Source organism: Pseudomonas graminis, from assembly GCF_900111735.1.
GTDB classification, from domain to species: domain Bacteria; phylum Pseudomonadota; class Gammaproteobacteria; order Pseudomonadales; family Pseudomonadaceae; genus Aquipseudomonas; species Aquipseudomonas graminis.
In genome coordinates this window covers 179,699-205,062 of the sequence record NZ_FOHW01000004.1, presented here as the reverse complement: position 1 = coordinate 205,062, position 25,364 = coordinate 179,699, and the positions used below count along the sequence as shown (strand labels likewise).

Sequence of the window (25,364 nt, the reverse complement as noted above, 5' to 3'; positions counted from 1 at the left end):
CCCACAGTCGAGGTTTGCCAGTCTCACTGGGGTACGCGGTCGATTAGTGGGACCGGCTTCAGCCGGGAAGAGGCCAGTCTGAACGCCATCAATTCTGCAGTGTGACTGCCGACGCCTTCCCGGCTAAAGCCGGCCCCACGGTCGAGGTTTGCCTGTCCCACTGGGGTACACGGTCGATTAGTGGGACCGGCTTCAGCCGGGAAATCACCTGCAAAACCCATAACAGGCGAACCGGGCGGACCGCTTGCTGGTAAATTGGCGCATGCGTCATGTGTTGGGCCATTATTGGTTCCAGAGAGGGTGATTCGGGCCGGTTTGTCGGCCCTTGTCCTCGACGCTTGTCTTTGTTCAATCTTTCCTGCTGAAGGGATTTAAACCATGCGGCAATTTGCGGCCCTCGCTCTGTTTCTCAGTCTCAACGCATTCGCCCAGGACGCCCCCCAGCCGATCGCCAAATGGACGCTGCTCGACCAGTTCGACAAGGCCTACACGCTGGACGATCAGGCCCAGGTGTTGTTGATCGCCCGCAGCATGGCGGCGGCGAAGATGGTCAACGCCGCACTGGAAAACAATCCTGAGGGTTATCTGGAGCAGCGCCACGTTGTGTACGTGGCAGACATCGAGAAGATGCCGTCCCTGATAAAGATGGTCGCAGTGCCTGCCATGCGTTCGGCCAAGTTTCGCATCTTGCTTGACCGTGACGCCCGGGTCGCCTCGGCGTATGACGGCGACCGCGAAACCGTGCAGTGGCTGACGCTGAAAAACGGCACGGTCGTCCGTCAGGAACGTTTCTCGGATGGCGAGCAGCTCAAGCAGGCCATTGCCAAACTGGGTTCGCAGTCGGCTAGCCGTTGAGCGCGGCCTTCTCGAAGATCAGGCGCAAGTAGCCGGCGATGGTCGACGCATCGCCGTAGACCTCGCGCAGCGCCTGCTCGGCGCTGGACAAGTGCAGCGCCAGTTGCCGCTTGACCTTGTCCTCGCCGTAGAGCGAAACGAACGTGGATTTGCCGTCGTCCTTGCCTTGATCCTTGTCGCTGTCGGCGCAGCGGTCGCGCAGATCGTCGTACATCTGAAACGCCTGACCCAGCTCCATGGCGAAGTTCTGCAAGCGCGGCCGCTGATCGTCCCGCGCGCCGCTGATCAGCCAGACCATGTCCATAATCGCGCCGAACAGCACGCCGGTTTTCAGGTTGTTGGTCAGGGCGATCTCGTCCGCATCACGGCTGCGCTGGCCGTCGCGCAAATCCTGAAACTGCCCGCGCACCAGGCCTTGCATGCCAACGGTATTGGCCAGCACTTCGACCAGTTCGGTACGGGTGGTGGCGGCCAGATCGCTGATGCTGGCAACGACACCGAAGGCGCGGCTGAGCAGGGCGATGGCGGTCAGAATGGCCACGTCCTCACCGAACTTCAGGTGAACCGTGGGCTGACCGCGCCGCAGCGAGGCGTTGTCCATGCACGGCATGTCGTCGAGCACCAGCGATGCAGCATGAATCATCTCGACGGCGCAGCCCAGGTCCACGGCCTGGCGCCTGATCGTGTGGCTGTTTTCACGGCCGTCCTCAACCAGTCCTTCGGCGGCGAGCACCAACAGCACCGGGCGCATGCGCTTGCCCGGCGCCAACGTCGATTCACGCATGGCCAGCGCCACCAGATCGCGCTCGTTGCCGGATTCCGGCAGCAGCTCGGAGAGGCGCGTTTCGATGGCCGCCCGGACGTCTCCCAGTCGTCCGGCAAAGCCCGATTTGATTGTTGTGTCGACGTTACCTGCCATCGGTCTTTCCCTATGCTTTAGCGGTAAAACTGTTCGTCGCGGAACGGTTCGGCGTGCGAGACCGGTCATCACGGAACGACTGCTGTTTCTTAATGCCTCAAGATACGGCAAAGTTGTACAGGAAAATCGGTTTTGTACAAGATTGCGTATACAGAAGACCGTAGAGCCCGTTCAATAATTCAGCTGCATGGAGCGAGTATGACTCACAGCGATATGGGTCGTCGCAAAGACGATCACCTCGATATCGTACTGGACAGGCGCGCCAGCGTGCGCTCCTCCTTTTCCGGACTGGACGACATCCGCTTCGAGCACTGCGCGCTGCCGGAGTTGAATCTGGACGACATTGATGTGAGCAGCTCGCTGCTGGGCATTGCATTGCGCGCGCCGCTGCTCATCAGTTCCATGACCGGCGGGGCGGACCGGGCTACCGCGATCAATCGTCATCTGGCCGAAGCCGCCCAGGAGCTGGGCATCGCCATGGGCGTCGGGTCGCAGCGGGTGGCCTTGCAACGCGGCGGTGATCAGGGCCTGACCCGCGAACTGCGGCGTCTGGCGCCGGACATCGCCTTGCTGGGCAATATCGGCGCCGCGCAGTTGATCGAGCCCGACGGCCTGGACATGGCCCGCCGTGCGGTCGACATGCTCCAGGCCAATGCATTGATCATTCATTTGAACCCCTTGCAGGAAGCGGTGCAGGCCGGCGGCGACCGGCGCTGGCAGGGCATTCTCGACGCCATCCACCGCGTGGTGCTTGATGTCGGCGTGCCGGTGGTGGTCAAGGAAGTGGGCGCTGGCCTGTCTGCCGATGTGGCGCTCGCGCTGGTGCAGGCCGGGGTGCAGGTGCTGGACATCGCCGGACTCGGCGGCACCAGTTGGGCCGCCGTCGAGGCCGAGCGCGCCGAGAACCCGGCCGATCGCGAAGTCGCCATGGCGTTTGCGCAGTGGGGCATCCCCACCGCCGTGAGCCTGGCCATGGTTCGCCAGGCGCTGCCGGACACGCCGTTGATTGCTTCCGGTGGCATTCACAATGGCATCGACGTGGCCAAGGCCATTCGGCTGGGCGCGGATGTCGTCGGTCAGGCCGCGGGCGTGCTGCGCAATGCGACACTGTCCACCGCTGCCGTCATCGAACACTTCGACATCGTCATCCGCCAGTTGCGCATCGCCTGTTTCTGCACCGGTTCAAGGGACCTTCGCGCGTTGCGCAGGGCCCGCTTGCTGGCCCCCGACACCCTGCAGTCGTTGCTGTCATGACGCATTTTGCCGTCGTGGCGCCGGCGTTCTACAGCCACTTTCAGGCGTTTCAGGCGCTGGCCGGGACGCTGATCGACCGCGGTCATCAGGTGACCTTTTTTCAGCAGGCCGATGCACGGCGCTGGCTGACCGATCCGCGCATCGGCTTTCATGCTCTCGGTGCCCTCAGTCATCCGCCGGGCAGTCTTGAGGCAGCGTTGCGGCGTGCCGCCTGTTCGAACAATCCGTTGCGCCTGCGCCGGGTGATCCGCGACCTGTGCGACACCACGCGCATGCTCAGTGCCGAGCTGCCATCAGCCCTGGCGGTGCGGCAGATCGAGGCCTTGCTGTGTGATCAGATGGAAGCGGCCGGCGGGATGGTCGCCGAAGGGCTGGGCTTGCCGTATGTCTCGGTGGCCTGCGCCTTGCCGGTCAATCGCGAGCCGCAGTTGCCGCTGCCGGTGATGCCCTTTGCCTACGCCACCGATGAACGCAGTCAGCATATGTTCGAAGGCAGCCGCAAAGTGTACGACTGGCTGATGGGGCCTTTGAGCAAGGTGCTGCGTGAAGCTTCACGGCGCCTGGCCATCGAGCCCCGCGACGGGCTGCATGAATGCCTCTCGCCCTATGCGCAGATCAGCCAGACTCTCTCCGGTTTCGATTTCCCCCGTCAGCATCCACCGGCGAATTTTCACGCGGTCGGGCCACTGCGGGCGGCTCAACACGAACAACAGGGTGAGTGGCCGATAGACGCCGGTCGGCCGTTCATCTTTGCCAGCCTCGGCACGCTGCAGGGCAGTCGTTTTGACATGTTCAAGCGCATCGCTACGGCCAGCCGACAAATGAATGCGCAGTTGCTGGTCGCCCACTGCGGCGGGCTCGATGCGCGGCAGGAGCAGCGGTTGATAAAGGCCGGTGCGACCTGGGTGACCGACTTCGCGCCGCAACAGTGGGCGCTGCAACACGCTGATGCGGTGGTGAGCCACGGCGGGCTGAACACCGTGATGGACGCCATCGTCGCGCGCACGCCGATGCTGGTCATGCCCATCGCCTTCGATCAGCCGGGCGTTGCTTCGCGGGTTACCCACGCCGGGATTGGCCTGCAACTGCGGCGCGGCGCCGGAGCAGGGCAGATTCGCGAGCGACTTGCGCAACTGCGCGGGTTGTCCACCGAACCTTTTGATCGCTTGGCAGCCGAGCTGACGAACGCTGGCGGCACGTCCCGCGCCGCCGACATTGTCGAAGCCGTGGTGCGCACCGGTGAGCCCGTGCTGGCGGGGTTGGTACCATGACCTATGACCTGATTCTCGCCGGCGGCGGGCTGGCCAACGGGCTGATCGCCTGGCGTCTCAAACAGCTGCGACCGGGGCTGCGGGTGCTGTGCATCGAAGAGCAGACGCACCTGGGCGGCAACCACACCTGGTCCTTTCACGAAGGCGACCTCACCGCCGAGCAGCATCAATGGTTGCAGCCGTTGGTGGTGCAGCGCTGGGCGACCTATGACGTGCACTTCCCGCAACGCTCGCGACGGTTGAACAGCGGCTACGCCAGCATCACGTCGGAACGCTTTGCCGAGGTCATCGAGCCCGCCTTGGACGACGCGCTGCTGACCGGCCGACGCATCACCGAACTCACGCCGAACGCCGTGGTGCTGGACAGCGGCGAGCGGCTTCAGGCCAACGCGGTGATTGATGGCCGCGGTGTGCAGGCAACGGCGCACATGGTGTTGGGGCAGCAGGCATTCCTGGGACAGTTGCTGCGCTTGCAGGCCCCCCATGGCCTGACCGCGCCGATCATCATGGACGCCCGCGTCGCGCAAAGTGAGGGCTACCGCTTCGTCTACGTGCTGCCTTTTTCAGCCGACACCTTGCTGATCGAGGACACCCATTACGTCGATCAGCATTCGTTTTCCGCTGACCAGCTTCGTCAGCACATTGCCGACTACGCCGCCGAACAGGGCTGGGAAATTGCCGAGTGCCTGCGCGAAGAGCAGGGCGTGTTGCCGATCACCCTGGCCGGGGATTTCGCCGGATTCTGGCGTGAGGTAGCGGGGCAGCCGCGATCCGGATTGCGGGCCGGGCTGTTTCACTGCACCACCGGCTATTCGCTGCCCCATGCCGTGCGGCTGGCGGAGTGGATTGCCGCTCAGCCCACGCTTGACGCCGAATCACTGGACGCAGGCATCCGCGGCATCGCTCAGCACGCCTGGCAATCCCAACGCTTCTACCGGCTGCTTAACCGCATGCTGTTTCTGGCCGGACGCCCTTCCAATCGCTGGCAGGTGATGCAGCGGTTTTATGGCCTGTCCGAAGGCCTGATCAGCCGTTTCTATGCAGGGCGCAGTACCCTGGCCGACAAGCTGCGCGTGCTCACCGGCAAACCGCCCGTACCGATCAACGAGGCGGTCAAGGCCGCTGTTCGTTACCTGCCCAGGCACTACCAGGCCAGGCATCACCTGCCTAAGCACAACGAGAATTGAAATGACTCAAGCAAAAAGCGCAATTGTGATTGGCGCCGGTTTCGGCGGCCTGGCCCTGGCCATCCGGCTCCAGGCGGCGGGCGTGCAGACGACGCTGCTGGAAAAACGCGACAAGCCCGGCGGCCGCGCCTACGTCTACGAAGATCAGGGTTTTACCTTCGACGCGGGGCCGACGGTGATCACCGACCCGACAGCCATCGAAGAGCTGTTCACCGCCGCCGGCAAATCCATCAAGGATTACGTCGAGTTGTTGCCGGTGTCGCCGTTCTACCGGCTGTGCTGGGAAGACGGCACCAAGTTCGATTACGCCAACGATCAGCAGTCCCTGGACGCCCAGATCGCCGCACTGAACCCCAAGGACGTCGCCGGTTATCAGCGCTTTCTGGCGTACTCCAAAGCGGTCTTTCAGGAAGGCTATCTGAAGCTCGGTGCGGTGCCGTTCCTGTCCTTCCGCGACATGGTCCAGGCCGGGCCGCAGCTGGCCAAATTGCAGGCATGGCGCAGCGTGTATTCGATGGTGTCGCAGTTCATCGAAGACGACAAACTGCGCCAGGCGTTCTCCTTCCACTCGTTGCTGGTCGGCGGGAACCCGTTTGCGACGTCCTCCATTTACACGCTGATTCATGCCCTGGAACGTCAGTGGGGCGTGTGGTTTCCCAAGGGCGGGACCGGTGCGCTGGTGCAGGGCATGGTCAAGCTGTTCGAGGACATAGGCGGGCGCTTCGAGCTGAACGCCGATGTCGCCAGCATTGACACCAGTGGCCAGAGAGTGACCGGCGTACGACTCAAGGATGGCCGGCAGATCAGCGCCGATTGCGTGGCTTCCAATGCCGATGTCATGCACACCTACGCCGAACTGCTCGGCGGCCACCCGCGCGGGGTCAAGGAAGGGGCACGGTTGAAGGGCAAGCGCTTCAGCAATTCGCTGTTCGTCATCCACTTCGGGCTCAAGCGTCCGCAGCCCCAGTTGCAGCACCACACGGTGTGCTTCGGCCCGCGCTACAAGGCGCTGATTCAGGAAATTTTCAAGGGCGCGGCGCTGGCCGAAGATTTCTCGCTGTACCTGCACGCGCCGTGCATCACTGACCCCAGCCTGGCGCCTCCTGGCTGTTCGAGCCATTACGTGCTGTCGCCGGTGCCGCACCTGGGCAATGCCGATATCGACTGGGAAGTGGAAGGGCCGCGCTATCGCGACCGCATCTTCGCGTACCTGGAGAAGTACTACATGCCGGGTCTGCGTGAGGACCTGGTCACCAGCCGCATCTTTACGCCTCAGGATTTCAAGGGCGAGCTCAACGCGCACCTCGGTTCGGCGTTTTCCCTGGAGCCGATCCTGCGCCAGAGCGCGTGGTTCCGCCCCCACAACCGCGACGCAAGCCTGAGCAATATGTATCTGGTCGGCGCGGGCACGCACCCGGGCGCTGGCGTGCCGGGTGTCATCGGTTCGGCCAAAGCCACCGCGGGGTTGATGCTGGAGGACCTGCACTCATGAGCGTCGCCGATCAGGCGCTGCTCGACCACGCCACCCAGAGCATCGAAGTCGGCTCGAAAAGTTTCGCGGCCGCGTCACGCCTGTTTGACCCGGTCACTCGTCGCAGCGCGGTGATGCTCTACGCGTGGTGCCGGCATTGCGACGACGTCATTGACGGTCAGGAAGCGGGGCACTCGGCGACGGTGGTCAGTCAGCAGGAAGTCACCGAGCGCCTGCAACGGCTGATCGCCCAGACCCACGCCGTGTATGCCGGTACGCCGACCCACAGTCCGGCGTTCGAGGCGTTCCGGGAAGTTGTTCTGCGCCATGGCATCGAGCAGCGGTACGCCCTGCAGCATCTGGACGGCTTCGCGATGGACGTCAGCCAGCGCGAGTATCGGCGCATCGACGACACCCTGGAGTACTGCTATCACGTGGCCGGGGTGGTCGGTTTGATGATGGCGCAGATCATGGGCGTGAGTGACGAGGCCACGCTCGACCGCGCCTGTGATCTGGGTCTGGCCTTCCAGCTGACCAACATTGCCCGGGACATCGTCGAAGACGCCTCGGTAGGACGCTGCTACCTGCCGGGGGACTGGCTGGATGAGTTGGGTATTCCCCACGATCGCCTTGCAGCCCCGGAATACCGTGCGGCGTTAGCCGTGTTGGCGAAGCGGCTGGTGGACATGGCCGAGCCGTATTACGAGAGCGCCAACGCCGGGCTGACCGCGCTGCCGTGGCGCTCGGCCTGGGCGGTGGCGACGGCGGGGTGCGTCTACCGCGAAATCGGTGTGAAGGTCAGGCAGCGCGGCGCTCGGGCGTGGGATACGCGGGTTTCCACCAGCAAGCTGGACAAGCTTCGTCTGGTAGCGCTGGGGGCGTGGAAGGCTAGCGCGTCTCGAGGTCGGCACTGGCCGGCGCGGCCTGCGAACCTTTGGCAACGTCCGGGTCGGATTTGTGCAACGGGCCGTCATGCAAGCGTCGAAGCTGGGCGCGTAAACGAGTGACGCTCGGCGCGTAGAGAAAGCCGAACGACACGCAACGCTCCTTGCCCGACACCGCGTGGTGCATCAGATGCGCCTGATAGAGGCGCTTGAGATAGCCATTGCGCGGCACGTATTTGAACGGCCAGCGCTTGTGCACCAAGCCGTCGTGGGCAACGAAATACAGAAAGCCGTAAGCGGTCATGCCCGCGCCGATCCACTCCAGCGGATGCGCTCCCGCAGTGCCCAGCGCGATCAGCACGATGGCGAGCCCGGCGAATACCACGGCGTACAGATCGTTCTTCTCGAACCAGCCGGTTCTCGGCTCATGGTGCGACTTGTGCCAGCCCCAGCCCCAACCGTGCATGATGTACTTGTGCGCAAACACGGCAAAGCCCTCCATGCCGATCACGGTTGCGAAAAATACGAGGGCATTGATCATCGGGCTCATCCGCGCAAAGGTCTCAACGTCAGACCGTAAAGAGGTCGACGATGTTCGGTGCGTGATTGTCGCATGCTGGTGGCCGGAGGCGGAGGCCGGTTTGTCAGTTGCCGATTTGCGGTGTGACGGTTCGGGTTGGTGTGGCGTGACGCATGACGCCTTCCCGGCTAAAGCCGGTCCCACAGAGCCAGGTTCAGCCAATCCCGATGGATGCACGCGATGCTTTTAGTGGGACCGGCTTCAGCCGGGAAGAGGCCGGTTTAAACACCCTCATATCAGCGGCGTAACGGACGACGCCTTCCCGGCTGAAGCCGGTCCCACTAGGAGTGCGCGGTGCACAGTGGGACTGCAGTGCTGTTCGTGGGACCGGCTTTAGCCGGGAAGGGGTCAGTTCATACACCATCCGAGGCGAGACTTGGCGTAGACGCACTGCCTTCAGCGGCGGTATCTTCGCGCGCTTTATTCCCTGTCGTTCAAGGATGATCATGTCGCCTGCTGTCCCTCTGTCACGCCTGTCACTGATTCGCCCAATTTCTCCCTGGCTCCGCTTGACCGCAATCATCGGTATGGCCTGTGCTCTGATGGCCTGTGAGTCCCGGCAGGTGGCGTCTCCTGCCTCTGCCCCAGCGGTCCTGAGCCCGGAAGACGTCAAAAGGCAGCAATTCAACGCCTTCGTTGCACGTTTTCAGTCCATTCTCGGAAACAGAGCGCTTGAGGCCAACAGCGAAGACCTGACGGGTGAAGTCCGCCTGCGCATCAAGATCGATCGCAACAATGAGGTATTCAGCTGCGAAACCCAGGCCATGGGCCTTGCGACAGCCAATGCACCGCTTGCCGAACTTTCAAAAAAAGTGTGCTGGAGCGCGGTGTTCCCGGTCGTACCCGCAGATCGGTTAAACAAAGACGGCAACGTCGAAATCGTCGCCCCTTTGATCTACCTGCCGATGAACGACATCTTGCGCTTGTCCATGCAGCCCCGTTATCAGCAATACACACAGAGCCGCTATTTCGCCGAGCGGACCCTGCTGAAAGCGCCGCCGAACAGCATTGGCGTGGTCACTTTCGAGTATCTGGCGAACAGGCAGGGCAAGGTTGAGGAATGCGTCGTTAACCTAGAACGCCACCGCGAACGTCCGGAGGCCTTCAAATACGACAACGTCTTGCAAAGCCGACTGACCGAGCAATGCAAGCACCTGGACCTTGCGCAGATGCCGGGTTTCTCCGTGGATGAAACCGGCGTGTCCAGAGGCGCGGTTGCGTTCGAATACAGCCCCTGGATGGCCGGGCCACGCTCGCGCTAACGAACTTGTTGATCCTGTCGTTGGGCGCCGTGGGTCATAACCGACTGAACTGTGCCGGCCTGGTGGGGCCTCAGACTTACACCCGCTAAAGGAGGCCAAGGCCATGAACAACGACGAATTCAATCAATACGACGCAGAGCGCTTCCACGGTCAGGTCGCCGAGCAACTGGGCATCAGCGTGGAAGAGCTGAAAACCTGGATGATCAACGACATCGAGCGCGTCACCGAGGGTGGCGAGGAGGTGGGGCACATGGTGGTGTTCCGCGAGTCCACGCCCGATGAAGTGCTCGACAAGCTCAAGAACCCGCAGAGCCGTTTCACGGCGATGACGGGTGTGATCCATACCGAATAAAGACCCGGGAGGTCGGTTCGAATATCACCGGCTGACCCCATCATTCCCAATCCAGCAATCCCGGCCGTGGTGTTCACTTAACATTAAGTGGGCACCCGCGGTTGACTGTCAGTAAGGCCCGCGTCCCTCCGCGCCGCGCCGTCCACGCCCCTCGCGACACAACTATCTTGCCTTTCTCGCCCCTCTCTATTTATCGGTGGAGAAATAAGCCGTCATGTCAGTGGGTCAATCAATAATTGGTCTTAAATAACCGTTGGTAAGCGCCGATAAGATTTGCATGGCGGCAATTTTTCCATCGATGACCTGAGGCCTGATGATGTCGATAAAACTACGTCTTTTGCTATTGACTGGCACCAGCGTGCTCGCGGTCCTGATAATCAGTCTGGTCAGTTATTTGAGCAATGCGCGAACGGAAGCCGCGATGATCGACAGTGAGGTCAGCATGATTGCCCTGAGCAATCATCTGGAAGCCGACATGATGCACGATGCGCTGCGTGCTGACGTGCTGTTGGCGATGCTGGTCGGCATAGGTAAAAGTGATACCGACCGAGATCAGGTCGTGGCGGGTCTGGCCGAGCATGCTGCACATTTTCGCAAGGTCCTCGCCGATAACCTCGCACTGCCCCTCAGCCAAAGCCTCACGTCAGCGTTGGAGAAAATCAAGCCCGGTCTGGACGCCTATATTGTCGCAGGCGAGCGAATTGTCGATCTGGCACTCAACAGTCCTGAACGGGCACAGCAGGAGCTGGCACAGTTCAGCAGCGCCTTCACCCGGCTGGAAGGTGAAATGTCCAGTTTGAGCGAGCTGATCGAGAGCAATTCCAAGGCCAGTGGCGAAAGCACACGTACCGCGACCCGCAATGCCAACTTCGCCCTGGGGGTGGTGCTGGTGATCAGTATGCTGCTACTGACAGCGCAGGGCTTCTGGGTGATGCGAAGCATCATGACACCCTTGCAGAATGCGCGACGGATCGCCGACAGCATTGCCCATGGCAACTTGAGCGAACCTATCGCTGAACCCGTTAATCGTGATGAAGCCAGCGTGCTGATTCGTAGCCTGGCCGCCATGCAGCGAGACTTGCGCGGCATGATTGAGGCGGTGCGTAACAATGCTCAGGGCGTGAGCACGATCAGCCAGCAGTTGGCGGGTAGCTGTCATGAGGTCGCCGGCAGCAGTCTGCAGCAGAGTGCCGCAGCCGGCACGATGTCAGCGGCCACCAGCGAAATGACCGCGAGCATCGAGGAGATTACGCGGCATGCGGAGCAGGCGCTGGCCATGGCCAATCAGGCTGAAACCCTGGCCAAGAATGGCGGCCGCGTCATTCATCAGGTGGTCAGCGACATGGATGGCATCGCCCGATCGTCTCAGCAGTCGGCGCAAGTGATTCGTCTGCTGGATAAAGAGTCCGAAGGCATCTTCAACATTATCCAGGTGATCAAGGGCATTGCCGACCAGACCAATCTGTTGGCGCTGAACGCCGCCATTGAAGCGGCCCGAGCCGGTGAGCAGGGGCGAGGTTTTGCGGTGGTTGCCGATGAAGTGCGCAGTCTGGCGGGACGCACCAGCGCCTCTACCCAGGAAATTGCCACCATGGTGGCACGTATCCAGCAAAGCACTCGTGACGCCGTGATGAGCATGGAAGCGGGTGTTGCTCAGGTCGATAAGGGTATGGCTGTGACTGCTGAAGTGGAGCAGGCCATAGGCGAAATCCTTGAGGCAACGCTGGGCACCACTCAGTTGGTCAATGACATTACCCGGACTATTGGCGAACAAAGTCTGGCCAGCAACGAGATTGCCCATCAAGTGGAGATGATCGCCAGCATGTCGGCCGGTAATAGCCAAGTGATTGGCCAGACGGCCAGTACCACCGATCAGCTGGCAGTGCTCGCAGGCCAGCTCTCCCAATCGGTGGATCGCTTCCGGCTTTGACGCAAGCGTCCGTTTACATCGCATCGACCAGCGCGATGCTTGAATTGCAGACAACAAAAAGCCCGATCACTCGGGCTTTTTGTTGTCCCTCAGCCGCTGATTACTTCGACGGCAGAGCGTAGGCGATCAACGAGTCGCCCATCTTGGTACCAAACGAGCCATGCCCGCCGGCCATGATCACAAGGTACTGCTTGCCATTGCTTTCATAGGTCATCGGTGTGGCTTGACCGCCTGCTGGCAAGCGCGCTTCCCAGAGCAGATCGCCATTGGTGACGTTGTAGGCGCGCAGGTAGTTGTCCTGGGTGCCGGCGATGAACATCAGGTTGCCGGCCGTGGAGATCGGACCACCGAGCATCGGCACACCGATTTTCAGCGGCGGCAGCTGGATGCCTTTCAGGCTGTCGCGGATGGTGCCGATGCGTTTGCGCCAGACCACGTCATGGGTCTTCATGTCGACGCCGGCAACATAACCCCACGCCGGCTCTTTGCACGGCAGGCCCAGTGGCGACAGGAAGGCGTTGATTTCCACACCGTAAGGCACGCCGTACTGTGGCTGAATGCCCATTTCGGTACCGGTCCCGGTGGCACCTTCTTTAGGCCACAGCGGGTTGTTCGGGCCACGGGGGATCAGCTTGGACACGAACGGCAGGGCCATCGGGTTCATCAGCGCGACCTGACGGTCGGCGTTCACCGAGATGCCACCCCATTCAAAGACGCCCAGGTTGCCCGGGAACACCAGCGTCCCTTGCTCGGACGGCGGCGTGTACTGGCCGTTGTAGGACAGCTGCTTGAAGATCACACGGCAGACCAGTTGGTCGAACATGGTCGCGCCCCACATTTCCTTGTCGGACAGCGTCTGGATCGACGTCAGATTCAAGTCCGAGCGCGGTTGGGTCGGGCTGACCCGATCCCCTGGCGCCGCTTCACCTGCAGGCACCGGCATTTCATGGACCGGCACGATTGGCTTGCCGTCGCGACGGTCGAGCACGAACAGGTTGCCGGCCTTGGTCGGCACGTACACCGCAGGGACCGCCTCGCCGCTGCCGGTTTTGACGTCAGCCAGGGTAGGCTGAGCGGGTACGTCCATGTCCCACAAGTCGTGGTGGGTGGTCTGGAAGCTCCACACCAGTTTGCCGGTGGAACCGTTCATGGCGACGATCGAGCTGGCGTAACGCTCCATGACCGGGGTGCGGTTGCCGCCCCAGATGTCGGGCGTCGGGTTGCCGGTTGGCACGTAGACCACATCGGTCTTGGCGTCATACGCCAGCGGCGCCCAAGCGTTCGGCGAGTTATTGACCAGAGTCTTGCCGTCGCCCGGAATCGCGTTCGGGTCTTCCGCGCCAGTGTCGAAGATCCACTTCAGCGCGCCGGTGTTGACGTCGTAGCCACGGATCGCACCGGATGGCTCATGCACCGACAGGTTGTCGGTTACCGAACCGCCGATGATCACGGTGGTGCCGGTCACGACAGGCGGGGAGGTGGGTTCGAGGCCGCCCGGATACGGGTAGGGCTGCAGGTGCAGAAGGTCCAGCTCGCCGTTTTTGGCGAAGTCGGCGCACGGTGCGCCGGTGTCAGCGTTGATGGCGAACAGACGGCCGTCGTTGACCGGCAGGAACACCTTGCGCGGGCAACTGGTGGCGACCGGCTGGGTGCCTTCCAGGCTTTTCGCAAACTGCGTAGTGTCCGCCTGATCGAAGTAAGCAACGCCACGGCAGGTCAAGTGCTGGAAGGACGGATCGGATTTGAGCTTGGGATCGAATCTCCACTTCTCTTTGCCGGTGGCCGGGTCCAGCGCCACCAGGATCTGGTGGGTGGTGCAGATGTACATGTTGTCGCCAACCTTGATCGGCGTCAGTTCGTTGGTGGTTTCACCGGAGTCATTGGCGGTTTTCGATTCACCGCTGTTGAAGGTCCAGGCCACCTGCAGGTCTTTGACATTGCCTTCGTTGATCTGGGTCAGCGGCGAATAGCGCGTGCCCGACTGGGTGCGGCCATAAGCAGGCCAGTCGCCGTTGGCGATGCCTTCGACAGGCTGGTGCTGCGCGGGTTGCGCCGTCGCCATGCTGCCGTTGATTTCCTGCGGGTCGTTGAAGATGGCATACACCATCACCACGATCGCCAGCGCCAATGTTGCGGATAAAAAGGTTTTGCCCGGCTTCAGACGCTCCGGAATGTCACGGGTGACGCCCGGTATCAGCAACCACAGACCCAACACCCCAAGGATGTCGAAACGCGGCACCAGGGCCCAGAAGTCCGTGCCTGCTTCCCAAAGGCCCCAGACCACGGTGATCAGCATCAGCGCGCCGTAAAGCCAGAGCGATGCCGCGGAACGTCGCCACAAAAGAACGGCGAACACCAGCAGCGCAGCGCCCATGAACAGATAATAAAAAGAGCCGCCCAATGTAAGCAGCCAGATACCGCCTACCACCAGAAACAGGGCAAAGATGCCTGCAATGATGGAAGTAAAACGCCTCAGCCCTGAAGCTTTTGATAAGTCATTCATCGATGTTCCCCCTTGGGATGTAGTGCATGGACTGTGCGCCGTATATGGGGTTCAACTCCCGGACATGCGGTTTAGATGAAATTTTTCGGCATCACTGACCACCCGCTCTTCAAAGCATAGGCCGTGTTTACGATCTGATCCCGGGGCAAAGGCATTCAGATGGCAAATGCTGATGCGTTGCGCGAGTTCGGTGCTCGAAGAGAGGGCTTAAAAGGCCGGTCAAAGGGCGGTTAAGAGCGGGGAGGTAATGCCCGCTGCCATGCATCCCATCGCTCAAAGTTGCGGGGGGGATGGGTGCAGACTAGAGTCGTAAACAGCCCACTCAACTTACAGCAGGCGTACGAGAGGGATTCCATGGATTCCATCTGGCCTGCCCTCTAATCAAGCGCGGGAAGTGTAAGTTCTCTATGGACAAACGGTTAAGCAGGACGCGAGCCACGACGTTGCTGATCACAGCGACGGTTTTAGTGTGTGTATCCGGGTGCACGACCAAGGCCACGACCGGTGCCTCACTGGTCGATTACACCTCAGTCAGCGCATCTTCACCGCCAGACAAACTCACCGGCCTTTGGGTCGGTCCCCATGCCGGCGGCACTTTTTTCGTGGAAATCTTCGAGGACGGCGACCTGCGCACGTGCCTGAGCGCTCCGCCTTATTACCGGGCGATGGACGGAAAATATGCCGACGAGGCGTTGTATCTGGAAGACGGCACCCGCATTGAATTTCAGCCGGCGGGTGCGCAGCAGATCACTATCTACTCGCCTCCAGGCAGGCCCGTTACCACGCTGGAACGCGGCGCGCCAGGTCTCTCCGCCAGCGAGTGCCAGGGAGGCGCCGATGATGTCCAGCGCAAACTTTCCCACTGGGCTGCGCAGTAGCGGCGGGGTTCGATAATTGAGTCAGTGCGCAGGTATCATGCACGGCTCGAACCCACTGCCCGACCCCGTATTCAGGATCACAATGCCCAGCCCCACGTTTACCGTCATGCGCCTCGACGCCACGCCACCGGAATCGATCAAGAGCCAGATCATGCAAATGGTGATCGACTACGTCACCGAGCTCAGCATGGTCGCCATCGCCCCTAGCAATCCGTTGTACCCGCTGTACCAATACGGCGTCGGCCATGAAGTGCATCAGTACGTGCAGGCGATGGACGGCTCGCGTGGGATTGCGGTGGAATTGATCGTGGCGCTGGACGCCGAGGATCCGTCGGTTGTCATCGGCTTTTTGCTCTACCTGCCGGTTCAGCACGACCCGCAGGCGTGCGCCGTGGCGTACATGGCGGTGCAAGCGGCGCGTCGTCGTGAGGGTGTGGCGCGGGCCATGCTGGTGAAAATGACCGAACGCTATCCCCATGCCGAACTGGCGTGCTTCGTCTCCAGGGTTGCGGTGTTCGAGGCGCTGGGTTTTCGGGTACTGGGCGCGCGCGGGCCGCAGGTGCTGATGAACACCCGCGAGCAGCAGACCGATGGCTTGTTGGCCGTGCTGGACATCGCACCGATCTACAACTCGCTGGAAGTGCGGCAGATTCATAGCTATTTGTTGAAGCAGCACGGCAAGCGCGCGATGACCGATGCGGAGAAACAGCGCGATCGCCACATCGATCAGTTGACCCGGCAGGCGCGCCTCTTCGTGAACGGACTGCTGGGCGAGTCGGGCGCGCAGGCCTTTATCGGTCCGCGACTGGTCTGATACGAAAGATCAGCGAACAGCCTCGTTGAGGTCAATCCCGCACGAGTCCTTGCTCCACATTTCCAGGAGGAAATCCCGTTCGGCGTGATGCAGCGTGCGTTCCATGGCCAGGTGCCGCGCCAGGATCTGATGCACTTCGTGGCCTTCCATCGGGCAGCCTTCGATAGGGTGCAGCCAGTGGCAAGCCAGTACTGCGCCATCCGGCGTCAGGCTTTCGCGAATGCGCTCGATGATCTCGCCAAAGGCATCCGGGGTCAGGTAATAAGCCCATTCGCTGATGACCACCAGATCGAATTCCCCCGCCGGCCAGTCCTGGGGCAGACAGCCTTCGAGCACCTGAACATGTGGATGTCCGCTCAAGCGGTCGCGGGCCAGGGTGACGGCCCGGGGGCTAAGGTCCATGCACAGCAGCGCGTCGCAACGTTCGGCCAGGCGCAGGCTCAGCTCGCCATTGGCGCAGCCCGGCTCGAAGATGCGCTCATAGCGCTGACGCGGCAGAGCGGCGAGGGTCAGGTCGCGCTTGCGGTGTTCGTACCAGCGCGTGCGAAAGGCCCATGGGTCGTCGCTGCTGGCGAACAGCTCGTCGAAATACTCACCGGTAATGCTCACAGAAACACCAGTTCGAAGGGTTGCAGCAGACGCTCCAGCGTCTGGGGGGTCAGCACCGCAGGAGCGCCGGTGCTCGGGTCGTTTTCCAGCTGACTCAAGTGGGCACCGATGGCCTCGCGCTTGCGCCGCAGTTGCTCCTCGCTGAGCCAGAATTTGCGGGCCTGTTCCCAGGGGAGTCGCGGGTCGTTCGGTTCCGCCCAATGCCAGGCCCACACCGGAATTTCCACCAGGGTCGCGCCGCTGTTGGCCACGGCCTGGGCAGCGCAGTGGCCGACGGCTTCGTGGTCGCAGTGGCCGTCGTGGCGCCAGGTGGTCAACAACACATCCGAGGGGCGCAGGTCTTCGCTGAGCAGCGCAATCAATGACTCGGCATGCTCGGCGACCTGGCCATCGCCCATGCCTAGCCGTTGCCAGGACAACCTCGACACGTCCAGGCCCAGGTGCGCGACGGCTTGCTGGCTTTCCCGGCGCCGCTCCGTGCGCAGGCGCTGTAGTGGCCACAGCGGTGATTGCGGATGACTGCCTTCGCCGTCGGTGACCGCAACCAGCTGCACATCATTCTGCCGCTGGGCCATCGCCGCGAGCAGGCCGCCGCAGGTCAGCACTTCATCGTCGGGGTGGGGGGCAAGGACGATCAGACGCGCGCCGGGAGGGACGAGTTCTTCAAGGGTGATCGGGCGCACGCCGCGCAACGCCACACTGTTCTGCCAGGCGCTTAACGGGGTTCCGGTTACGCCGAATGGCTGTGATTCGTTCATAGTGACCAATCCTCGGTTTCGCCCGTAGCGATTCGCTGGCCCAGATGCGCCAGGTCGCGTTCAGCATGGCTTTGTCGGATAAACACCTGCAGGTCGGCGGCCAGCCGCGCAAAGTGCGGATCACGGCAGAAAGGCGTCGCGCCCAGCGCCCGGCCGACATGCCGGCACACCTGCTCAACCGCCATTTCGACCTGTGCACGTAAGCGCTGGACCGGCAGGCTCGCGTCGTCCCGGGGATGCGCGTCGATCCATGAGGCGCACTCGCGCAAGGCAGCCGCCGCGCCGCACAGCGCGGCATCCGCGCTGCCCAGATGAGCGTCGGCGTGGGGTTCCGGCCGTCCGTGATGTCGGTGCGTGCGCAAGCTTTTTGCCAGCGCCGCTGCCGCGCCGTACCAGGCGGCGGCGATGCCGGCGCCGCCTTGCCAGAATCCAGGCCGGGTTAAATAGTCCCCGCTGTTGCCCACGCAAATGCCGACAGCGCCATCGAAGTGCACGTCACCGCTGGCGGTCCCCGCCATGCCTACGGCCTGCCAGGTCTCGCTGCTGAAACGTACGCCCGGCTGCTTCAGGTCCACGGCGACCAGTTGCGGCGCGTCATCGCTGGCCCAGGCGGTGAGCAGGGCGTAATCAAGTTGCTGTGCGCCGGAGCACCAGGCCTTGCGGCCGTTCAGGCGAACCTTGTCGCCGTGGCGTTGACTGACGCCGACCCTGGCATCGGGCGGCTCAGCGGCCCATACGCCCCAGATGCCGGGCGTTTCGAAGGGCGAGGCACCGAGCTCCTGCGGCCTTAGTTCATACAAAATGGCGAGGGCGTCGGTATGGCCTTCGTAGAGTTTGAGCAGCGCCAGATCAATGCCGGCCACCGTTGACAACTGGCGCCAGCGCTCGAGTGTGCGACCGCTGCCGGGCAACGGCAGTTGATCGAGTCCGCTGTGGAGGCAGCGCTGCATGGCGTGACGCAAGGGAGCGTCCGGCACGCGGGGATTGTCACGGTGGGCGAAATCCGCCAGCAGTGATTCAAGTCCTTGTGCATCGTCCCGCATGGCTGACCGTCTCCGTCCCGTTGACGCCGACGCGAGGTGCGCGGGCATTTTGCCTGGCCCGCTTGCGCGGCCTGCTGATGAAATTCGGCAGCGCCAGCGGGGAGGGGTTCAAACATTTCTTCCGCCAGCCGTGCCGGTTGCATCCGGCAGGGACTCAGCGCCGACGAGTCGATCCGCGCTTTGGAGTTGGGTGCGCGGTTTTGTCGCAGCGGGGGATTCTCAACCCATGGGCGTCAAGGTGTGCAGCGTCATCGGATGGCTTCTGTAAAATTCGCTCGTAACCTTTTCAAGCCGCTTTTGCGCGACACTGTCGGGCACCTGTTTTTTTCGATTCGTCCCTCGCGGCTAGCAGTGCGGCTGCCAATGACGCCTGCGGTGCCGCGAGGTGGACGAAAAAAGGGTTGGCGTTGGCGCCAGCCGCTGCTTTCGAGAGTTCGCCAGATGAATGAGTTTCTGACCCGCCGTCAGGTGGTCACCGGCATGGGCCTGTTGGGGCTGGGCCTGCTGGCCGGCTGTGACGGTTCGACCACTGCGCTGGATTTCAAGTACGGCAAAGATCTGAGCAACAAGATCATGGGCCGCACCTTCAAGCTGACCGACACCGACGGTGAGGTCAAAACCCTGTCGAGCTATCGCGGGTTGATGCCGATGGTGTTTTTCGGTTTCACCCAATGCCCGGCGGTGTGTCCGACTGCGCTGGCCCGCGCTGCGCAGATCAGGAAGATGATGGGCGAGGACGGCAAAACGCTGCAGGTGATCTTCATCACCGTCGACCCCGAGCGCGACACGCCGCAGGTCCTTGACGCCTACGTCAAACAGTTCGACCCCACGTTTGTCGCCCTGCGCGGCACGCTGGAAGAAACCGCTCACGTCGCCAAAGAATTCGGCGTGTTCTACGAAAAGGTCCCGGCGGGCAACACCTACACCATGTCCCACACCGCGACCAGCTTCGTTTTCGACTCCCGGGGCAACCTGCGCCTGGGGCTGTCGCCTTCGCTTTCCGCCAAGCAATGCGCGGAAGACCTGCTCACTGTCATGGAAGTCTGCTGATGAATGCTCTGTTTTCTGCTGCGTCGCGCGCGTTCGTTTCGCGCACCTTGGTCGTTGCCCTGTTGGCCGGGGTTAGTGTCAGTGCGATTGCCCAGACGCGTGTCGAGGACCCGTGGGTGCGGGCGACGGTGGCCGGGCAGCCTTCATCGGGCGCCTTTATGCGTATTACCGCTGACACCGACAGTATGCTGCTCAGCGTGAGCTCGCCGGTGGCCAAAGATGTGCAGATCCACGAAATGAGCATGACCAACGACGTCATGCGCATGGGCCCGGTCGACGCCGTGCCGCTGCCCGCGGGCAAGACCGTGGCGCTGGACCCGGATGGCTACCACGTCATGCTCATGGGCCTGAACGGCCAGATCAAAGAGGGCGACCAGGTGCCACTGACCCTGACCGTGAAGAACGCCAAGGGCGAGACCGAAGTCGTGAAGGTCAGCGCCCCGGCCCGCGCCGCGATGGACATGAGCCATGACCACGGGATGACCCATTAAGCAGTATCGCGTATCCAGTGTGGGACCGGCTTCGGCCGGGAAAGCGTCAGGCGCCACGCCGCAGAATTGATGGTGTCCGAACCGACGTCTTCCCGGCTAAAGCCGGTCCCACAAAGGCACCGCGTATGCAGTGTGGGACCGGCTTCGGCCGGGAAAGCGTCAGGCGCCATACCGCAGAATTGATGGTGTCCGAACCGACGTCTTCCCGGCTAAAGCCGGTCCCACAAAGGCACCGCGTATCCAGTGTGGGACCGGCTTCAGCCGGGAAAGCGTCAGGCGCCACACCGAAGAATTGATGGTGTTCAAACCGACGTCTTCCCGGCTAAAGCCGGTCCCACACTTTCAACGCGGTCTCCTGTGGGACAAGCTTCAATCCCCAAACGCCCCCAGCAGCAACACCACGTTCAGCACGATGATCAACAGTGCGATGCCCCAGGCGAGGGTCGTCAGAACCGGGCCGGTCACGAAGTCGCCCATCAATTTGCGGTCCGACACAAAGCGCACCAGCGGCACGATGGCGAAGGGCAGTTGCATCGACAGGATGACCTGACTCAGCACCAGCAACTTCGCAGTGCCCTGAGCCCCATAAATACTCGTCACCACAATCACCGGAATGATCGCCAGCCCCCGCGTCAGCAGGCGGCGGATCCAGCCCGGCAAACGCAGGCGCAGAAAACCCTCCATGACGATCTGGCCGGCCAGGGTCGCCGTGACCGTGGAGTTGATCCCCGAGGCCAGCAGCGCCACGCCGAACAGCATCGACGCCATGCCCACGCCCAGCATCGGCGAAAGCAAATGATAGGCCTGCTCGATTTCCACCACGTCGGTCTTGCCGGCCTTGTGAAACACCGTCGCTGCGGTAATCAGAATCGCCGCATTGACGAACAGGGCCAGGGTCAACGCGATGGTGCTGTCGGTCACCGCCCAGCGCAGGCCGAGGCGTCGGCCTTCATCCGTGCGCGGATAGGCGCGGGTCTGCACGATGGACGAGTGCAGGTAGAGGTTGTGGGGCATCACCGTGGCGCCAATGATGCCGATCGCCAGGTACAGCGCCTCGGGATTGGTCACCACCTCGGCCTTGGGAATGAAACCGGCAAACAGCTCCGCCAGATCAGGACGGGCCAACACCATCTGGATCGCGAAGCAGGCAAAAATGACCAGCAGCAGCGCGATGACAAACGCCTCAAGCGCCCGGAAGCCGCGGCCCATGAGCAGAAAGATCAGAAACACGTCGACGGCCGAGATCACCGCGCCCCATATCAGCGGAATGCCGAACAACAGATTCAGCGCAATGGCGGTGCCGATCACCTCGGCCAGATCGCACGCGATGATCGCGATCTCGCAGGCAATCCACAGGGCGATGCACACCGGGCGGCTGCAGCGTTCGCGGCAGGCCCGCGCCAGGTCCCATCCGGTGACGATGCCCAGGCGGGCCGACAGCGCTTGCAGCACGATGGCCATCAGGTTCGACAGCAGAATCACCGACAGCAGCAGGTAGCCAAATTTCGAACCGCCGGCGATGTCGGTGGCCCAGTTGCCCGGGTCCATGTAGCCCACGGCGACCATATAGCCGGGGCCGGTAAACGCGAGCAGCCGCTTGAACCAGTTGCCGCTCTTGGGCATGGCGACACTGGCGCTGGGCATGCCGCCGCCGAGTGTGTCGTCGCCGGGGCGGGCAGAATGATCGATGGGCGGCATGGAGGATCCTGGCGTTGGATACTTAAGAATGAGAGGAGTCGTAAGGCACGGAATTCCGGACCTGCCGCCGGTTTCAGCGCATGGCTACCACCTGCCGGCGTGCCTGCCGTGGCGCATCCAGACGCAGCACCTCAGCTGGACAGCGACGTCGCTGACAGTGAGTTTAGATAATCCCCAAAGCCTTCTTTGCACCGGTAGTCTTTTCGTGCGCTGGTGGTCACGCTGTTCGCGGAAATCCACGCGATGGATGCACCGATGCGTTGCAGATCGGCGACCAGATGCACGTCTTCATGGGCAGCCAGCGCCTTGAAACCGCCGGCCTGCCGATAAGCATCGGCGCTGACACCCAGGTTCGCGCCGTGGATGTGCCGATGGTCATCGACCGGGCGGTACAGCGAGTCGTAGCGTTGACGCACCTGCTCGGGATGCCCGGACCAGTCATCGACTTCGACAATGCCGCACACCGCGTCCACCTTCAGGCTGACCTGGTGCGCCAGCCAGGCGTAGGGCACGACGCTGTCGGCATCGGTAAATGCCAGCCAGCGGGCGCCGCGTTCGAGCATGAGTCGAGCACCTTCCGCGCGGGTCATGCCGACGTTGCGGTAGGCGCAAACGTGGGTGGTAACGCCATGGGCGGCCGCCACTCGGGCCGAAGCATCGGAGCAGTCATCGAGCATGATCAGAATTTCCACGGGCTCGCCGTGAAGGTCTTCGTGGACAGAGGCGGCGATCAGGGACTTGATGCAATCGTCCAGGAAATCTTCTTCGTTGTGCGCGGGGACAATGATTCCAATCATCGAAGTGTCTCGTCTCGACACCTGCGCTGATCGCGGCGTCCTTCGATGTCGACCGAACCGATGGAAATTTGGTTTCAAGTATTTTCGTTTGCGAAGACCACCGTCTCGCGTGTCGGGCGTTATCCCATCCCCCAAACGCAGCGACGCCGCTGATCAGCGGCGTCGATGTGTTCTCACGTTACGGCGTACTGATGAAGCTTCAGCCCGCCATCAGCGCCTTGGCGATGGCCTCGTTGAAGGCCGGCAGATCGTCTGGCGTGCGGGAGGTGATCAGGGTCCAGCCATTGGCCGGGCATACCTTGACTTCGACGTCGACCCAGTTGGCCGCGCCAGCATTGACCAAGTCAGTGCGCACGCTTGGGAAGGAGGTCAGGGTTTTGCCTTTGATTACGCCCGCATCGATCAGCAGCCACGGGCCATGGCAGATCGACGCGACAGTCTTGCCGGCGTCGGCGAACGCTTTGACCAGCTTCTGGGCATCGCTGTCCTGACGCAGGGTGTCGGCGTTGACGGTGCCGCCGGGAATGACCAGTGCATCGAAATCAGCGGCAGACAGACCGACCAGCTTGGTATCGGAGGTGACAACGGCGTCTTTATCGGTGTCGTTGAGGAACAGTTGCGCAGTGCCGCCTTCGATGGAGGCATGGGTGACCGCAGCACCGTGACCCTTCAACGCTTCCAGCGGCTTGAGCAGCTCGTCGCGCTCGATGCCGGTGTTGGACGTGATGATCAAAACCTTCTTGCCGTTCAGTTGATTGCTCATGTTTCGCTTTCCTCTGAAATAAAAAGTGTTGAGCTGCGCCCGCTATCAGCGGGCGGTGTCACTTTCAGAGGAAGCCGTAAAAGCAAAAGTTCAGCCCGATTGCGTGGCCGGATGGCGGGGCCGTGGCGCATGTCTCAAGCCAAGCCCGCGATTCCGGGCGCTAGGAGCAGTGCTGTGCGACGAATCGGCGCACCACGATCCACGCCAGGGTTACAGGCAGTCGCGGACCGCGGTTTCCAGTGCATTGCGGCCAAAGGCTGACGAAAGTGGAGCGCGCTGGTACAGGAAGACCCGAGTGTTTGGGTTGCCTTTGTAGACCTCGAGAATTTCATCGGAGGCGATCTTCCCGGAGATCAGCAATTTGTAGTGGCCCTTGCTCTCGGTCATGGTCGTGCCGGGCTTGATCTGCTGCCATTTGGGGTAAATGCACTTGGCGTAGTCAGACGGCGTCTTGGCGGTATCGAAATTGAATGACGGGTTGTTCGGTGTAGAGCTGCAACCCGCCAGCACCACGGCCACGGTGCAGCCCAGCAACGAGTACGGAAATAAACGGCGCATCAATTCATCCTGAATAAGAAAACGAAAACAATTCGACCGGGTCGATGGGCGCCTATGTTGACCAGCAACCGTGCAAATGAAAAGTGCACGCTCTGAAATTTTTCACCGCCTCTTCAAACCCCCATCGCACCGGCGCCGTCGAGCCTTCGGGTCATTCCCGCTGATGCGTGCCATCGCTCAGTCAAACGCTAATCTATGCTCGATACGTTTGCATACTGCTTGATCACTGAATAGAGTGAGCGCAAACGAGCATATTATTCCCCCCGTCGCTGCTCGTTACTGCCTGATAAACGGAGCACACATGTCTCACGATGAACTGCAACGGGCTGCACGGTCAGTCTTGATGCCGGCGATTACCGGCCTCGCGCTGGATGAACCCGTGCGCCGGCATCTGCAAGGCGGCGGCGTGTCGGTACTGCTGGGCGAGACCCGCGAGGAATACCTGGCGCGGCGCATGAGTTTCGAGCGTCGCCGAGAAGAAACCGACGCGCAATTTTCCGCGATCGCCAGGGAGGCGGCACTGTGTGCGGAGACGCCGGTGCTGATCGCTGTGGATCAGGAGCTTGGCGGCATCCAGCGCCTGCACAGTCTGGTGCCCGGTATGCCGGCTTCGGCCGAATTGACTCACATGAGCACCGAAGACGTCGAATCGCGCAGCTATGAAATGGCCAGCTCGGCCCGGGTGATGGGCGTCAACCTGTTCCTGGCGCCGATCGTTGACGTGGTCACCGGGGTGAACCCATGGCTGCACCAGCGCAATCTCGGGTCCGATCCCGCCGAAGTAGCGCGCATTGCCTGCGCCTTCATACGCGGTGTGCAACGCGCGGGCGTGATCGCCACGGCCAAGCACTTTCCCGGTCATCCCCAACTTGAGCAGGACCCGGCGGTGGAGCGGGTTACCGTGGCTGATGACCCAGCTGCGCTCAGCGACGGGCTGGACGTGTTCCGGCAGGTCATTGCGGCAGGCGTTGGCGCGATCATGCCCGGGCCGGCGGTGTTCCCGGCGCTGGACCCGTACCGCTCGGCCAGCACTTCGGGGGCGGTGATCGGCCTGCTCCGTGATGCACTGGGGTTCGAAGGGCTGATCGTGTCCGACGACCTCGACGCCGTTTCCATTCTGCGCGGCAACAGCATTGCCGACACCGCCGTCGCCGCCCTGAACGCCGGCGCACACCTGTTGCTGGTGTCGGCGGAAGCGGGGCTGGACGACATCTCGCGCGCCATCGTCAATGCAGTAATCAATGGGGGACTGGATGCGCAACGCCTGCTGGCAGCGGCCCACAAAGTCCGCGCCCAAGCCCGGGCATCCCGGGCCCAGGTTGATTCAGGCCTGTACGTGTCCTTCCCGGTCTCAGGCGGCCACCTCACCCGGCGCGTCATGATCTGAACCCCCGCTGCTCGCTGCCAACCGCTTGCCGCTTGCAGCTCACCCCATTT

At 62.2% G+C, this 25,364-nt stretch carries 24 protein-coding genes; 14 read left to right on the top strand and 10 right to left on the bottom strand.

Translation table 11 applies throughout. The features are described from left to right. Window positions 1–378: 378 nt before the first annotated feature. A complete protein-coding gene (locus BMY98_RS05410) occupies window positions 379–855 on the top strand; it encodes a hypothetical protein (protein WP_074885784.1) in 477 nt (158 codons plus the stop codon). Here the strand turns inward: BMY98_RS05410 and BMY98_RS05405 are convergent. Then, window positions 845–1,774 carry a polyprenyl synthetase family protein gene (locus BMY98_RS05405; RefSeq protein ID WP_074885781.1) on the bottom strand — a complete coding sequence of 310 codons (930 nt, stop codon included), beginning with the start codon at window positions 1,772–1,774 and terminating at the stop codon, window positions 845–847. The two genes, BMY98_RS05410 and BMY98_RS05405, sit on opposite strands and share 11 nt — an antisense overlap. A 198-nt stretch (window positions 1,775–1,972) precedes the next feature. On the opposite strand from BMY98_RS05405, the gene fni reads away from it, so the two are divergent. The 5 genes from fni to crtB are packed head-to-tail and all read left to right on the top strand — an operon-like array spanning window position 1,973 to window position 7,964. Beyond that, window positions 1,973–3,028 carry a type 2 isopentenyl-diphosphate Delta-isomerase gene (fni, locus tag BMY98_RS05400; RefSeq protein ID WP_074885779.1) on the top strand — a complete coding sequence of 352 codons (1,056 nt, stop codon included), beginning with the start codon at window positions 1,973–1,975 and terminating at the stop codon, window positions 3,026–3,028. After that, window positions 3,025–4,299, top strand: a complete 1,275-nt coding sequence (locus BMY98_RS05395) for a glycosyltransferase (protein WP_074885777.1) — start codon at window positions 3,025–3,027, stop codon at window positions 4,297–4,299. The genes fni and BMY98_RS05395 overlap by 4 nt, the downstream gene beginning before the upstream one ends. Beyond that, window positions 4,296–5,486 (top strand): lycopene beta-cyclase CrtY, encoded by a 1,191-nt coding sequence (gene crtY, locus BMY98_RS05390; RefSeq protein WP_074885774.1) that lies wholly within the window; start codon window positions 4,296–4,298, stop codon window positions 5,484–5,486. The genes BMY98_RS05395 and crtY overlap by 4 nt, the downstream gene beginning before the upstream one ends. Window position 5,487: 1 nt before the next feature. Further along, window positions 5,488–6,978 (top strand): phytoene desaturase, encoded by a 1,491-nt coding sequence (locus tag BMY98_RS05385; RefSeq protein ID WP_074885771.1) that lies wholly within the window; start codon window positions 5,488–5,490, stop codon window positions 6,976–6,978. After that, window positions 6,975–7,964, top strand: coding sequence for a 15-cis-phytoene synthase CrtB (crtB, locus tag BMY98_RS05380; protein ID WP_074885768.1), 990 nt, complete (start codon window positions 6,975–6,977; stop codon window positions 7,962–7,964). The genes BMY98_RS05385 and crtB overlap by 4 nt, the downstream gene beginning before the upstream one ends. Here crtB and BMY98_RS05375 read toward each other — a convergent pair. Beyond that, complete coding sequence (locus tag BMY98_RS05375) at window positions 7,846–8,391, bottom strand: sterol desaturase family protein (protein WP_074885764.1); 546 nt, start codon at window positions 8,389–8,391, stop codon at window positions 7,846–7,848. The two genes, crtB and BMY98_RS05375, sit on opposite strands and share 119 nt — an antisense overlap. Window positions 8,392–8,867: 476 nt before the next feature. Between BMY98_RS05375 and BMY98_RS05370 the strand changes: the two genes are divergently transcribed. From BMY98_RS05370 to BMY98_RS05360, 3 genes are all read left to right on the top strand, one after another. Further along, a complete protein-coding gene (locus BMY98_RS05370; protein WP_074885762.1) occupies window positions 8,868–9,683 on the top strand; it encodes a hypothetical protein in 816 nt (271 codons plus the stop codon). 103 nt (window positions 9,684–9,786) lie between these two features. After that, the gene (locus tag BMY98_RS05365; RefSeq protein ID WP_074885759.1) at window positions 9,787–10,035 is read left to right on the top strand and encodes a hypothetical protein; all 249 of its coding nucleotides are present in this window, start codon (window positions 9,787–9,789) and stop codon (window positions 10,033–10,035) included. A 316-nt stretch (window positions 10,036–10,351) separates the two neighbouring features. Next, on the top strand, window positions 10,352–11,965 hold the full coding sequence (locus tag BMY98_RS05360) for a methyl-accepting chemotaxis protein (RefSeq protein ID WP_074885816.1): 1,614 nt from the start codon (window positions 10,352–10,354) through the stop codon (window positions 11,963–11,965). Between the two features lie 100 nt (window positions 11,966–12,065). On the opposite strand, the gene BMY98_RS05355 is transcribed toward BMY98_RS05360, so the two are convergent. Next, window positions 12,066–14,468, bottom strand: coding sequence for a glucose/quinate/shikimate family membrane-bound PQQ-dependent dehydrogenase (locus BMY98_RS05355; protein ID WP_074885756.1), 2,403 nt, complete (start codon window positions 14,466–14,468; stop codon window positions 12,066–12,068). A 467-nt stretch (window positions 14,469–14,935) separates the two neighbouring features. Here BMY98_RS05355 and BMY98_RS05350 point away from each other — a divergent pair, with 467 nt between their 5' ends. After that, window positions 14,936–15,346: a hypothetical protein gene (locus tag BMY98_RS05350; RefSeq protein WP_139214439.1), complete on the top strand. Its 411-nt coding sequence runs from the start codon at window positions 14,936–14,938 to the stop codon at window positions 15,344–15,346. An 82-nt stretch (window positions 15,347–15,428) separates the two neighbouring features. Beyond that, complete coding sequence (locus BMY98_RS05345) at window positions 15,429–16,160, top strand: GNAT family N-acetyltransferase (protein ID WP_074885751.1); 732 nt, start codon at window positions 15,429–15,431, stop codon at window positions 16,158–16,160. Window positions 16,161–16,169: 9 nt separating this feature from the next. Here the strand turns inward: BMY98_RS05345 and BMY98_RS05340 are convergent, their stop codons facing one another. The 3 genes from BMY98_RS05340 to BMY98_RS05330 are packed head-to-tail and all read right to left on the bottom strand — an operon-like array spanning window position 16,170 to window position 18,570. Further along, the gene (locus tag BMY98_RS05340; protein WP_074885748.1) at window positions 16,170–16,769 is read right to left on the bottom strand and encodes a methyltransferase domain-containing protein; all 600 of its coding nucleotides are present in this window, start codon (window positions 16,767–16,769) and stop codon (window positions 16,170–16,172) included. Continuing rightward, window positions 16,766–17,527, bottom strand: a complete 762-nt coding sequence (locus BMY98_RS05335) for a PIG-L deacetylase family protein (protein WP_074885746.1) — start codon at window positions 17,525–17,527, stop codon at window positions 16,766–16,768. The genes BMY98_RS05340 and BMY98_RS05335 overlap by 4 nt, the downstream gene beginning before the upstream one ends. Next, window positions 17,524–18,570 (bottom strand): acyl-CoA dehydrogenase family protein, encoded by a 1,047-nt coding sequence (locus BMY98_RS05330; RefSeq protein WP_074885743.1) that lies wholly within the window; start codon window positions 18,568–18,570, stop codon window positions 17,524–17,526. Before BMY98_RS05330 ends, BMY98_RS05335 begins: the two co-directional genes overlap by 4 nt. A gap of 441 nt (window positions 18,571–19,011) precedes the next feature. Here BMY98_RS05330 and BMY98_RS05325 point away from each other — a divergent pair, with 441 nt between their 5' ends. Next, window positions 19,012–19,620 carry an SCO family protein gene (locus tag BMY98_RS05325; protein WP_065987131.1) on the top strand — a complete coding sequence of 203 codons (609 nt, stop codon included), beginning with the start codon at window positions 19,012–19,014 and terminating at the stop codon, window positions 19,618–19,620. Continuing rightward, window positions 19,620–20,111: a copper chaperone PCu(A)C gene (locus BMY98_RS05320; RefSeq protein WP_074885740.1), complete on the top strand. Its 492-nt coding sequence runs from the start codon at window positions 19,620–19,622 to the stop codon at window positions 20,109–20,111. The genes BMY98_RS05325 and BMY98_RS05320 overlap by 1 nt, the downstream gene beginning before the upstream one ends. 369 nt (window positions 20,112–20,480) lie before the next feature. Here BMY98_RS05320 and BMY98_RS05315 read toward each other — a convergent pair whose 3' ends face one another. The 4 genes from BMY98_RS05315 to BMY98_RS05300 all read right to left on the bottom strand — a co-directional run bounded on the left by BMY98_RS05315 (window position 20,481) and on the right by BMY98_RS05300 (window position 23,927). Further along, window positions 20,481–21,755: an Nramp family divalent metal transporter gene (locus BMY98_RS05315; protein WP_217648304.1), complete on the bottom strand. Its 1,275-nt coding sequence runs from the start codon at window positions 21,753–21,755 to the stop codon at window positions 20,481–20,483. Window positions 21,756–21,940: 185 nt separating this feature from the next. After that, the gene (locus BMY98_RS05310; RefSeq protein ID WP_074885733.1) at window positions 21,941–22,606 is read right to left on the bottom strand and encodes a glycosyltransferase family 2 protein; all 666 of its coding nucleotides are present in this window, start codon (window positions 22,604–22,606) and stop codon (window positions 21,941–21,943) included. A gap of 199 nt (window positions 22,607–22,805) precedes the next feature. Further along, window positions 22,806–23,369 carry a type 1 glutamine amidotransferase domain-containing protein gene (locus BMY98_RS05305; RefSeq protein ID WP_074885730.1) on the bottom strand — a complete coding sequence of 188 codons (564 nt, stop codon included), beginning with the start codon at window positions 23,367–23,369 and terminating at the stop codon, window positions 22,806–22,808. Between the two features lie 210 nt (window positions 23,370–23,579). Beyond that, window positions 23,580–23,927: a hypothetical protein gene (locus BMY98_RS05300; RefSeq protein ID WP_074885727.1), complete on the bottom strand. Its 348-nt coding sequence runs from the start codon at window positions 23,925–23,927 to the stop codon at window positions 23,580–23,582. Between the two features lie 301 nt (window positions 23,928–24,228). On the opposite strand from BMY98_RS05300, the gene BMY98_RS05295 reads away from it, so the two are divergent. Then, on the top strand, window positions 24,229–25,314 hold the full coding sequence (locus BMY98_RS05295) for a glycoside hydrolase family 3 N-terminal domain-containing protein (protein WP_074885724.1): 1,086 nt from the start codon (window positions 24,229–24,231) through the stop codon (window positions 25,312–25,314). The last annotated feature ends 50 nt before the right edge of the window (window positions 25,315–25,364 follow it).

Coding starts and splice junctions, on each gene's coding strand:
- BMY98_RS05325 (WP_065987131.1), top strand. CDS start 19,012: ATGAATGAGTTTCTGACCCGCCGTCAGGTGGTCACCGGCATGGGCCTG.
- BMY98_RS05410 (WP_074885784.1), top strand. CDS start 379: ATGCGGCAATTTGCGGCCCTCGCTCTGTTTCTCAGTCTCAACGCATTC.
- BMY98_RS05375 (WP_074885764.1), bottom strand. CDS start 8,391: ATGAGCCCGATGATCAATGCCCTCGTATTTTTCGCAACCGTGATCGGC.
- BMY98_RS05405 (WP_074885781.1), bottom strand. CDS start 1,774: ATGGCAGGTAACGTCGACACAACAATCAAATCGGGCTTTGCCGGACGA.
- BMY98_RS05360 (WP_074885816.1), top strand. CDS start 10,352: ATGTCGATAAAACTACGTCTTTTGCTATTGACTGGCACCAGCGTGCTC.
- BMY98_RS05305 (WP_074885730.1), bottom strand. CDS start 23,369: ATGAGCAATCAACTGAACGGCAAGAAGGTTTTGATCATCACGTCCAAC.
- BMY98_RS05300 (WP_074885727.1), bottom strand. CDS start 23,927: ATGCGCCGTTTATTTCCGTACTCGTTGCTGGGCTGCACCGTGGCCGTG.
- BMY98_RS05315 (WP_217648304.1), bottom strand. CDS start 21,755: ATGCCCAGCGCCAGTGTCGCCATGCCCAAGAGCGGCAACTGGTTCAAG.
- BMY98_RS05365 (WP_074885759.1), top strand. CDS start 9,787: ATGAACAACGACGAATTCAATCAATACGACGCAGAGCGCTTCCACGGT.
- BMY98_RS05370 (WP_074885762.1), top strand. CDS start 8,868: ATGTCGCCTGCTGTCCCTCTGTCACGCCTGTCACTGATTCGCCCAATT.
- crtY (WP_074885774.1), top strand. CDS start 4,296: ATGACCTATGACCTGATTCTCGCCGGCGGCGGGCTGGCCAACGGGCTG.
- BMY98_RS05310 (WP_074885733.1), bottom strand. CDS start 22,606: ATGATTGGAATCATTGTCCCCGCGCACAACGAAGAAGATTTCCTGGAC.
- BMY98_RS05320 (WP_074885740.1), top strand. CDS start 19,620: ATGAATGCTCTGTTTTCTGCTGCGTCGCGCGCGTTCGTTTCGCGCACC.
- BMY98_RS05355 (WP_074885756.1), bottom strand. CDS start 14,468: ATGAATGACTTATCAAAAGCTTCAGGGCTGAGGCGTTTTACTTCCATC.
- fni (WP_074885779.1), top strand. CDS start 1,973: ATGACTCACAGCGATATGGGTCGTCGCAAAGACGATCACCTCGATATC.
- crtB (WP_074885768.1), top strand. CDS start 6,975: ATGAGCGTCGCCGATCAGGCGCTGCTCGACCACGCCACCCAGAGCATC.
- BMY98_RS05385 (WP_074885771.1), top strand. CDS start 5,488: ATGACTCAAGCAAAAAGCGCAATTGTGATTGGCGCCGGTTTCGGCGGC.
- BMY98_RS05395 (WP_074885777.1), top strand. CDS start 3,025: ATGACGCATTTTGCCGTCGTGGCGCCGGCGTTCTACAGCCACTTTCAG.
- BMY98_RS05345 (WP_074885751.1), top strand. CDS start 15,429: ATGCCCAGCCCCACGTTTACCGTCATGCGCCTCGACGCCACGCCACCG.
- BMY98_RS05295 (WP_074885724.1), top strand. CDS start 24,229: ATGTCTCACGATGAACTGCAACGGGCTGCACGGTCAGTCTTGATGCCG.
- BMY98_RS05330 (WP_074885743.1), bottom strand. CDS start 18,570: ATGCGGGACGATGCACAAGGACTTGAATCACTGCTGGCGGATTTCGCC.
- BMY98_RS05335 (WP_074885746.1), bottom strand. CDS start 17,527: ATGAACGAATCACAGCCATTCGGCGTAACCGGAACCCCGTTAAGCGCC.